The sequence below is a fragment of the Pseudoalteromonas sp. TB64 genome (genome assembly GCF_000498095.1).
Taxonomy (GTDB): domain Bacteria; phylum Pseudomonadota; class Gammaproteobacteria; order Enterobacterales; family Alteromonadaceae; genus Pseudoalteromonas.
Map to the genome: position 1 here is coordinate 25,596 of NZ_AUTQ01000086.1, position 9,924 is coordinate 35,519.

At 40.1% G+C, this 9,924-nt stretch carries 9 protein-coding genes and 1 pseudogene; 4 read left to right on the plus strand and 6 right to left on the minus strand.

The genetic code is table 11. From position 1 onward, the window contains the following. Positions 1-11 precede the first annotated feature (11 nt). Positions 12-1,568, plus strand: coding sequence for a nitric oxide reductase transcriptional regulator NorR (gene norR, locus L647_RS0105695; protein WP_024610315.1), 1,557 nt, complete (start codon positions 12-14; stop codon positions 1,566-1,568). A 32-nt stretch (positions 1,569-1,600) separates the two neighbouring features. Here the strand turns inward: norR and L647_RS0105700 are convergent, their stop codons facing one another. Continuing rightward, entirely contained in the window at positions 1,601-2,500 is a 900-nt protein-coding gene (locus tag L647_RS0105700) for a LysR family transcriptional regulator (RefSeq protein ID WP_024610316.1), read from the minus strand. A 119-nt stretch (positions 2,501-2,619) separates the two neighbouring features. On the opposite strand from L647_RS0105700, the gene L647_RS0105705 reads away from it, so the two are divergent. Further along, the gene (locus L647_RS0105705; RefSeq protein WP_024610317.1) at positions 2,620-3,186 is read left to right on the plus strand and encodes an NAD(P)H-dependent oxidoreductase; all 567 of its coding nucleotides are present in this window, start codon (positions 2,620-2,622) and stop codon (positions 3,184-3,186) included. Between the two features lie 25 nt (positions 3,187-3,211). Here L647_RS0105705 and L647_RS0105710 read toward each other — a convergent pair whose 3' ends face one another. After that, on the minus strand, positions 3,212-3,652 hold the full coding sequence (locus tag L647_RS0105710; protein WP_024610318.1) for a TerB family tellurite resistance protein: 441 nt from the start codon (positions 3,650-3,652) through the stop codon (positions 3,212-3,214). 99 nt (positions 3,653-3,751) lie between these two features. On the opposite strand from L647_RS0105710, the gene L647_RS0105715 reads away from it, so the two are divergent. Continuing rightward, positions 3,752-4,144, plus strand: a complete 393-nt coding sequence (locus L647_RS0105715) for a hypothetical protein (protein ID WP_024610319.1) — start codon at positions 3,752-3,754, stop codon at positions 4,142-4,144. A 2-nt stretch (positions 4,145-4,146) separates the two neighbouring features. Here the strand turns inward: L647_RS0105715 and L647_RS0105720 are convergent, their stop codons facing one another. Further along, on the minus strand, positions 4,147-4,740 hold the full coding sequence (locus L647_RS0105720; RefSeq protein WP_024610320.1) for a hypothetical protein: 594 nt from the start codon (positions 4,738-4,740) through the stop codon (positions 4,147-4,149). A gap of 43 nt (positions 4,741-4,783) precedes the next feature. After that, entirely contained in the window at positions 4,784-5,770 is a 987-nt protein-coding gene (locus L647_RS0105725) for a hypothetical protein (RefSeq protein WP_024610321.1), read from the minus strand. Positions 5,771-6,261: 491 nt separating this feature from the next. Here L647_RS0105725 and L647_RS0105730 point away from each other — a divergent pair, with 491 nt between their 5' ends. Then, a complete protein-coding gene (locus tag L647_RS0105730; protein WP_029880389.1) occupies positions 6,262-7,731 on the plus strand; it encodes a DUF3360 family protein in 1,470 nt (489 codons plus the stop codon). A 91-nt stretch (positions 7,732-7,822) separates the two neighbouring features. Here L647_RS0105730 and leuD read toward each other — a convergent pair whose 3' ends face one another. Both leuD and leuC read right to left on the minus strand, forming a co-directional pair. Continuing rightward, complete coding sequence (gene leuD, locus L647_RS0105735; RefSeq protein WP_024610322.1) at positions 7,823-8,422, minus strand: 3-isopropylmalate dehydratase small subunit; 600 nt, start codon at positions 8,420-8,422, stop codon at positions 7,823-7,825. A 40-nt stretch (positions 8,423-8,462) separates the two neighbouring features. After that, a pseudogene (leuC, locus tag L647_RS01000000123695) lies at positions 8,463-9,781 on the minus strand (3-isopropylmalate dehydratase large subunit); the annotation flags it as partial. Positions 9,782-9,924 lie beyond the last annotated feature (143 nt).

Genomic DNA, 9,924 nt, shown 5'->3' on the forward strand with positions numbered 1-9,924 from the left:
GTCATTTTGACATGAACCAACAATTCAATCTTACACAAGTTGCATTAGAGCTTGCACAAAGCACACTGCATGAGCACAGCTTTGAGCAATTACTAGCAACGGTTGAACGGGTTATTCCAAGTGATGCAAGTGCGTTATTAGTACTTCAAGGTGAGCAATTAAAGCCACTGGCAATTAAAGGGTTAATGCCCGACAGTTTAGGCAGACGATTTAAAATTGTAGAGCATCCTCGCCTAGAGGCTATTTGCAAAAGTACGCTCGCGTTGCAATTTGCACACGACTGCCCGCTTCCCGATCCATACGATGGTCTACTATTAGCTAAAACTGGCGATATTCCGGTGCATGCGTGTTTAGGTTTACCTCTTTATGATAAAAACGCGCTACTTGGCGTACTTACATTTGATAGCCTTAACGCCAATGCATTTAACAGCATAAGTACTGATACACTAAACACCTTACAAACGCTATGCAGTGCGCACTTTAAAACAGCTTTAGAGCTTACCCACTACAAGCAGCATGCACAGCACTCCAGCGCTCTAGTGCAAGAGCTAAATCGTGAGGCATTAACAAGAGATGGCGGCGAAATTATCGGTCAAAGCCCGCTAATGCAAACACTTAAAAATGAAATTGAACTCGTTGCAGCATCTAACTTTAGCGTGCTTATTTTAGGTGAAACAGGAGTAGGGAAAGAGCTGGTAGCACGCAACATTCACTTAAATTCAACCCGAAAAGATCAACCGCTTATTCACTTAAACTGTGCATCGCTTCCCGAAAACCTTGCCGAAAGTGAGTTTTTTGGTCATGCGAAAGGGGCTTTTACAGGCGCACAAAATGCGCGCCAAGGTAAATTTCAGCTAGCTGATGGCGGTACATTATTTTTAGATGAAATTGGCGAACTACCACTTGCCATGCAAAGTAAGCTATTACGCGTGCTGCAAAGTGGTGAAATACAAACAGTAGGTGAAGACACGCCAAAATACGTAGATGTACGCGTAGTTGCCGCAACCAACAGAGATTTAAAAGAAGAAGTAGCTCAAGGTCGCTTCAGAGCCGATTTATACCATCGCCTAAGTGTTTACCCAATTACTGTGCCACCACTTAGTAAACGCGAGCACGACATAATACTCTTGGCAGGTTATTTTATTGAGCAAACAGCACGTAAATTAGGGATAAAACAATTAAAACTAAGTACCGAAGCGCAAGTACTGCTTAATCAATACAATTGGCCCGGTAACGTGCGCGAGCTTGAACATGTCATTAGCCGAAGTGCGCTAAAAGCGAAACAAAGCCAATGGCAAAATCCAATAATAACAATTACAAGCGAGCACTGTGATTTAACACCTAGTGCACAGCCAAATTCAATTGTTGAAACTCAAAGCACAACCAATACCCTAATCAACCAACCTTTAAAGCAAGCTGTAGAATCTTTGCAATACAATGTAATTACCGAGCAATTAAAGCAGCATAATTACAATTGGTCAGCAGCAGCAAGAGTGCTCGAATTAGATAGAGCTAACTTGGTACGCTTGGCTAAACGCCTTGGGATAGAAGTAAAAAAAACACTATAATCATTTAAAACACGGCTAAAATGCTGCTAAAGTTATTGATTAGCAGCTAACTTACTAAAATGTGTTTTTAACAACCCTGCAAAAGCTTGCACTTTAGCAGTACGATGCACTAAATGATGCGTTACAAGCCATATATCGGTAGGCCAGTGTAGCTCATTGTGTAATATCGGTACTAAATCAGTATATTGCGCCGCCACATCATGTTGTAATCCGCCTATACCTAAACCTTTAATAATTGCGCGAGTCGCTTCTGCGGTTTCAGACACACGCAGCTTTACTTGCGATGCAGGAATATGCTCATCAACCCATGCAAAATAAGGCACGCGCGCATTAAAACCCGCCACGCCCGATACAAAGTTATGTTGCTGTAAATCACTTAACGATTTAGGCATTCCGTACTTATTAATGTAACGCTTATTAGCATACAAGCCCGACGAAAGCTGCGCTAAATGCTGGGCAATGTAATCACCCTCATCAGGTCTTGGTCCTGCACGTACTGCAATATGCGCCTGACCATGATCGAGCCTTAACCTTTTTTGCTCTAAAATAACCTCAAGTTGTACCTGTGGATGCAATGCCTGAAATTGCTCACATACATCACCCAGCATGTCCATAAAACCACTGACCGTTGTTAATAATAAACTCCCTCTAAGCGTACTATCGGCTGCAGCTATATCGTTATGTAACTGCTCCAAGGAGCTATGTATAGTTTGCGCCGTTGCAAATAACTTAGTGCCAATTTCAGTTACTTTATAGCCACGAGCATGGCGATGAAAAAGCCGTGCGTTTAAGTTTTTTTCAAGATTATTAATTCGTCTAAGCACTGTGCTGTGGTGCACATTAAGCTCCTCTGCCGCTGCTGTTAACGTACCTAACCGTGCTACTTCAAACGCAACTTTAACGTCTTGCCAATCTTCAAATTTAATCGCCATGCTGCTTACCTTTAACTTATGTGCATATACGCACATAAGTGTTGCGTTTATTAGGGTTTTCTACAAGCAAAATTTTGCTACATTAGTGTTATAGATTTAAACACTAAAAGGTTATTAACATGTCAGCACCAAAAATTATCGCCCTAGCAGGCAGCCTTCGCCAAGAAAGCTTTAATCAAAAAATCATTAATGAAGCAGCACGTTTTGCTCTGCAAACAGGTGCTGAAGTAGAAATAATAAAACTAAACGAATTAAACATTCCATTATTTAACGAAGACATAGAAGCACAAGGTACACCAAGCGACGTACAGCTTTTAAAAGACAAACTACGTGCAGCCGACGGTATTTTACTGGCAAGCCCAGAGTATAACGGCTCAATTACCGCTGCACTTAAAAATGCTATTGATTGGGCGTCACGAACAGAGCAAGGCGCAGTCCCTGCTTTTCGTAACAAAGTGGTGGCGTTGTTTGCAGCATCACCAGGTGGACTTGGCGGGTTACGTGGCTTAAATCACGTACGCGATATATTAAGTGGTATTGGGTCGTTAGTGCTTGCGGATCAACTTGCTGTACCCGCTGTGCACACATTGTTTGACGAAAATGGGCAAATTAACGAACCGGTTACTGCAGAGCGAGTATCTGCGCTTGCTCATCAGTTAGTCAGTGTTGCAAGCAAACTAAAATAATCTGCGCGCTCACCTAAATAAATAATTACTTTGTCGCTGCTATTTTTGCGGCGATAAAGTCTGTATGTGTTACATACAAAAGCCCTGCAACTTTACGTATAACATATTCTTCTTGCGGGTCTATTTCACCATCGGCATACGCTAAGCGCCATAATAGCTCTATAATTTCGATACGTTGCTCAGCGCTGCAATGTTCGTTAATTTGTTTCGAAAACTGAAAATAGTCAATCGCACCATCTAAGCTACTCTCTGCATTACCTGTTAGCTCTTCAACTTCAATATTTGTTAAATTAAAGTACTTTTTTAAGGTTACAGTCAGGGTTTTCTCTTCATTATGTTCAAGTTTTTTATCAGCACGCATTACTTCTATTAATAATGCAGCAACCGCAGTCTTAAAATCATGCGGTTCTATCGTTGGTTGCTGATCATCGAATACAGCAAAAAGCTGTTTTATTTGTTTGAACATCACATAATTCCTGGTTGGGTGTTAGACTAAACTTAATGAAATTGAACTTATATCAACTATTAATGGGTATAAATTTTACAAATTAAAGGATAAATTTTTATGAAAGGATTAAATACACCAAGCTTAATTATTAGCACTGCATTGGTGACCCTTTTAAGCTCAAATACTGCATTTGCTGAAAAAGCCGAAACAGAAAAGCTCTATGATTTTGATAATAAAGTACATTACTATCAAACTAAATTAGGTGACAATAATTACAAACTAGAAATTCAGTCTGATGATTACAAGCACTTCACTAATCAAAGTGTATTTTTATTGCGCCACGCTGATCGTTTATGCCGTGGACAAGCTTTTATGCTTAAAGTGCTTGAAGGCGTGCAAGAGTATGAACGTTTTCCAACCAAACCACGCGCCTATCAACCAGATCTAAATGTTTTACTGCAATGTGAAACAAAAGCCGAAGCTAAAGCTGATGCAAAAAAGACTAAGTAGCACTAGTCTTTATAACCCCAAGGTGCTGATGGTGGAGTAATTGGTTTGGTTAAATCAAAATCCACTTTAAACTCACGCCCTTGGCGAATTAACCGATAAGTAAACACATCGGGATAAATATACATTTGCCACGTGTTTCCAACAGACTGTGCAATCCCTTGCTCTACAAATAACTCTTTAGAGTACTGATCGGCAGGAAACGACTGCATTTGAGCAAACCCAGCATCAAGAGTATGACCACCATACATAGTTGATATGTCGTTAGTGCCATCTTTATGACGATGATCGTGCTTTAAGCTCAAGCCGCTGCCCGTTTTAGTAATAATCCACGTACGTGATGCATCATCACCAACATGAAACGGAACTTGTAACTCAGTGTCGGTACATTTACGTACATGCATAACCAGCTTTTTATCTGCAAATGAGCTTACTCCTTTTGCGTTATCTACTGCTACTTTACCCTCAAAGGCTTTACCACAGTGTTGTGCAATACTATTAAAAAATGCATCGTGAGTAGGAATAGACACCAAAGGTGCTGGTCGTGCAAATACTGCTGATGAGGCAAGTAATAAAGTTGTTGCTGTTAATAATTTCATAAGTCACTCGTTATAATAATTTTTAATACCATAGCGGCTTAAATTAGCTATGGGAAATAACTGCGATAAGCTGTTTTTCTGCTCTGTTTTTCATTAAAGTTAAAAGTGAATGATGAAAATCTTGAAATATCACCTCACCCCATAGTCGTGAATAAACCCCAAAATTAGTATTATCTTGTACTGTGGTTTTTAATGTTAAAAGGGTATTACCGCTGTCGTCTTCACTTAATTGATAACCACCATAAAGTGGAGAAAAGTATTCACCACCAAGTTTAACGTGTTTGTCTAATGCACCATCAGGAATTAAATCTGGATTTATTTCAAACTTATAAAGCATTTTTTTGTTTGGTTGCCAATCAGTAATTACCTCTTTAAATACAACCCCTTGTTGCCATTTACTTGTACGAACAGCGCCAACACCGCTTGCATTCATACTTGCCTCTAATGGTTTAGGTACACCTATAAACTGGGTTAACGAAAAAGGAATTTCTTGCGGATCTATATAACTCACATTAGCAAGTTGTTGCCATACAACATCAACGGGGGCGTTAATTGTAATTGAATTTGTTACTTCGTACGTTTTTGATAAATGTAAAAAATTAAGCTCAATTGGCGATAAAGCCAAAGGCAGTAAAGCAACCGATAATAGTGTCGCATTTGATTTACGCGTTGTTCTTTTACGAATAAACCCAGCAAGTACGCCACCTACACTTGAGAAAAACATAAACGCAGGTAATGCCATTGCTACGCAAATACTACCCTCTAACAGAGTAACAATACTTACTAATAAAAATATAAAAATAGGCTGCCATGCTTTCACAATTATCTGGCGATAAGTTAAATTAGGCGTCTCATTGTATTCAAAATGGATTCGAATATAGCCAATGGCAACCGGCACTAAAAACATAAATGAAATTGTAACTAAGCCGCCAAAATTTAACGCTTCACTAAATTCAATAAAAATCCGCATTGATATTCCATAGAGAACACCTAAAAAAATACCAATCGCTTTTGGGGAGATAGAGTCCATTATCTGCTCTTTATTATTTCAATTGCTCAAAAAATAACATTTATGTAATTTCATCACAATAAAAACACCACGACTCAGTTACTTAAATATAAAACTTATAAAAAATCGAGTTAAGTGACTAAAAATGTCCATAAGTACCTTATTAGACTAAAGGATGACTATTAATAAACATGCTAGTTATAGTCTATATAATCATTATTAAATAATATCCAAACTCACGAAAAAACCATAAGGCACTGATTAAAATAGTAAAATAACCAACCAAATCATTTTATTACTTTTCACCTACCTATAAATCATTTATTAAACCAAGGTATACAAGACCTTTTGCCTATTCTACATTTACTAAAAGCTGATCTACTCTACTTGCTCAATATTCATTGCTTTAAGAAAAAGCTGTATTTTAATTTTGAGTAGCAACAATGTTGCAGGGGAAAATATGAAAACTACGCCGCAAGATGGCACTCCATCTGAAGCCGAGCAAGTAACGGATGCTCAAACTGCATCCGNCCGGTAGCTACGAAAGCCTTCACAAACCCAGCTCCGAGTTTAATAGCCGCGACGAGTACCTTGAACACGAACTGCAAATTATGCAGCCTAAGCGCTGGCGTCCTAATTTACCGTTTAGAGACTACAGATTTGAATTTGAAGACACCATTCCAGCAATGGCGGGCACAATTGGTAAAGTCGTTATGGTGGGTGCTATTGCGGCAACATTTGCAGCGCCTCTTGGTTTAAGCGATGCATTTGTTTTAGAAAACGTGCGCTACGAATTACTCATTGTTTCTATTTTTATCATCTTGTTTTCGGGCTTTATTTTACCAACAGCCAACTTAGCCGGTACTCATGGTCCACTTATTCCACTAATCCCTATTGTTGTTGCTGCTGGCGGTCACCCTATGGCGTTTGGTTTACTCATTGGTGCCTTTGGTTTTATTCTGGCCATAACCAAAGGAGGAAGTATGCTCGCACGCCTAACCAGTAAAGGTGTGTGTGGCGGGTTGCTCATTTATTTAGGGTTTATTGGTACTATTTCGCAAGTTAAAAAGCTGTTTGCTTGGGCAGAAGCCATTGATATGGCACACATTGCATTTATTGTTATTTTAGCCACCATTTTATTGTATGCGCTATTAGAGCACTTTAAAAAGCGTTGGTTGGCCGTACCGTTAAGCTGCCTTATTGGTGGTGTAGTTGCCTTTGCCTTAGGTGCGCCGTTTGAATTTCATACAGCACCAGGTTTACCAAATATGAACCCTGCATACTGGTGGGGTGATAACACGGGTTGGATGCTAGGTTTACCAACACTTGAAAGCTTTGTTGTGGTACTCCCATTTGCAGTGCTCGCCGTTGCCATGTGGTCACCGGATTTTTTAGGTCATCAAGTATTTCAAAAAATAAGCTATCCGCAACGCACTGAAAAAGTACAAATGGATATCGACGATACCATGCTAAGTGCATCGGTTAGACAAACATTTGGCTCACTTGCTGGTGGTGCTAACTTTGCGTCCTCTTGGGGTACTTATATTGTGCCTGCTGCTATAGCTAAACGCCCTATCCCTGCTGGCGCTATTTTAACTGCATTATTTTGTATAATTGCAGGTTTATGGGGTTACCCTATGGATTTAGCAATTTGGCAGCCTGTATTGTGTGTAGCGCTTATTGTTGGTGTGTTTATCCCGTTACTTGAGGCTGGCATGGAAATGACGCGCGAAGGTAAAACGACGCAATCAGCCGCTATTGTGGTATTTGCTTCGACCTTAGTTAATCCTGCTTTTGGTTGGTCACTTACTATGTTACTTGATAACTTAGGGCTGATTGGCTGTAAAGAGCGCAGTGCTGAGCTAACTAAAATGAGCCGCTGGGTGATTCCACTTATCATGTTTGTGCTACTTACCACTGTAATGGCAATTGTAGGTATGTTACCTGGTATACCGGCGTTAATGGCTGACTTTAGGCATTAACCTTTAGCTACCACATCTAATATTTACCCACAAAAAAGCACGGCAATTGCCGTGCTTTTTAATACGTGATTCTTAATTACAGGTTAAGAAATTACTGCCAAGAACGCTCAGTAGCCAGTTGCTTTTCAAACGCATCTATTTGTGAGTTTAGCGTTTCGGTTACACCAATAAAGTCTAAACCACTTAACAAACGCTCTTTTACCTCTTTACTAATATCAAAACTAATTGGTGCAAACTTACTGCTTGTTAGTGTTTGATTTTCAAGATCGATTTCAATGTTAATATCGTCGTGCTGCTCGCTAAGTACAAACAATTGCTCAAGCGTATCGGCAGGTAATGCAATGGCTAACATTTGGTTGTTACCACAGTTATTAAAGAAAATATCTGCAAAACTTTCAGCCAAAATCACTTCAAAACCATATTGCTTAAGCGCCCATGGCGCGTGCTCACGAGATGAGCCACAACCAAAGTTATCGCGCGTTAATAATATTTTTGCACCTTGGTAACAAGGGCGATTTAAAATAAAGTCAGGGTTTGGCTCGTCGTTATCTAGGTAACGCCAATCATAAAATAATGCGGCATCAAAACCTTCGCGGCTAGTTGATGTTAAAAACTGCTTAGGAATAATTTGGTCAGTATCTACATTGTTTTTATCAAGTGGAGCCATTAAGCCACTAAAAAATACGCTCATTATGCTTCTCCTCTAATATCAACAAAGTGACCATGTATTNCCGCCACGACCTTGGCGACCCTCAAAGTTACGGTTAGAAGTAGATGCACAACGCTTGCCTGCTTCTAGGCGGTCATCGTTCATCGCTAAACACATAGAACAACCTGGTTCGCGCCATTCAAAGCCAGCGGCTTTAAAAATATCGGCTAAACCTTCGTCTTCAGCTTGTTTTTTAACTAAACCAGAACCCGGTACAATTAATGCTTCTATGCCGGCTACAACATGTTTGCCTTCAACAATTTTTGCAGCTGCGCGTAAATCTTCAATGCGGCTATTTGTACATGACCCAATAAATACCGTGTCTACTTTTGCGCTTGATAATTTATCGCCCGCTTTTAAGTCCATGTATTTAAGTGCGCTGCGAATAGCATCGGCTTTAATTAAGTCTGGTTCTTTATCTGGATCGGGTATGCACTCATCAACACCAATTACTTGCTCTGGGCTTGTGCCCCAGGTAATTTGTGGCTGAATGTCGTCGGCATTTAGCTCAACAACTAAATCAAAGTGTGCGCCTTCATCCGTTTTTAATGTTTCCCAATATTCAACGGCTGCATCAAAATCTGCGCCTTTTGGTGCAAACGGACGACCTTTTAAGTAATCATAAGTAATTTGGTCAGAAGCAATTAAACCCGCTTTTGCACCCATTTCTATGCTCATATTACATAGCGTCATACGGGCTTCCATTGAAAGCCCTTCAATGCCTGCACCACAAAACTCAGCTACATAACCTGTGCCACCAGCGGTACCTAACTTGCCAATTACCGCCATAATTAAATCTTTAGCCGTAACCGTTGGACGCAATACACCGTTAATTTGAATTTTTAACGATTTCGCCTTTTTTTGCTGTAGCGTTTGCGTTGCTAATACGTGCTCAACTTCAGACGTACCAATACCATGCGCTAATGCGCCAAACGCACCATGCGTAGAGGTATGGCTATCGCCACATACAATGGTTGTACCTGGCAAAGTAATACCCTGCTCTGGACCCATTACGTGCACAATGCCTTGGTTAATTGAGTTTAAATCGTAAAGTACAATACCAAACTCTTTACAGTTTTTATCAAGCGCCATTAATTGGTTTTTAGATACTTCGCTTGCCGCATCTAATGAGCGGCTTTTAGTCGATACGTTATGATCCATCGTTGCAAAAGTTTTTTCTGGGCAACGTACAGTACGGTTTTTTTCACGTAGACCTGCAAAAGCCTGCGGAGAAGTAACTTCATGCACTAAATGGCGGTCAATATAAAGTAAGTCGGTTTGCTCATTTATGCTGGCAACGGTGTGTGCTTGCCAAATTTTTTCGTATAACGTTTGGGCCACTTGCTAATTCCCTAATCTGTTTGAGTTACAGCATAACGGTGCTGCAACTTTAATATGTTATTAAATGCGTGAAACGATGGCTGCTGCCACATCGCTTGTGCTGTAACCTGCATTTGGATATATATCTGGTGTGCCAACGCCTG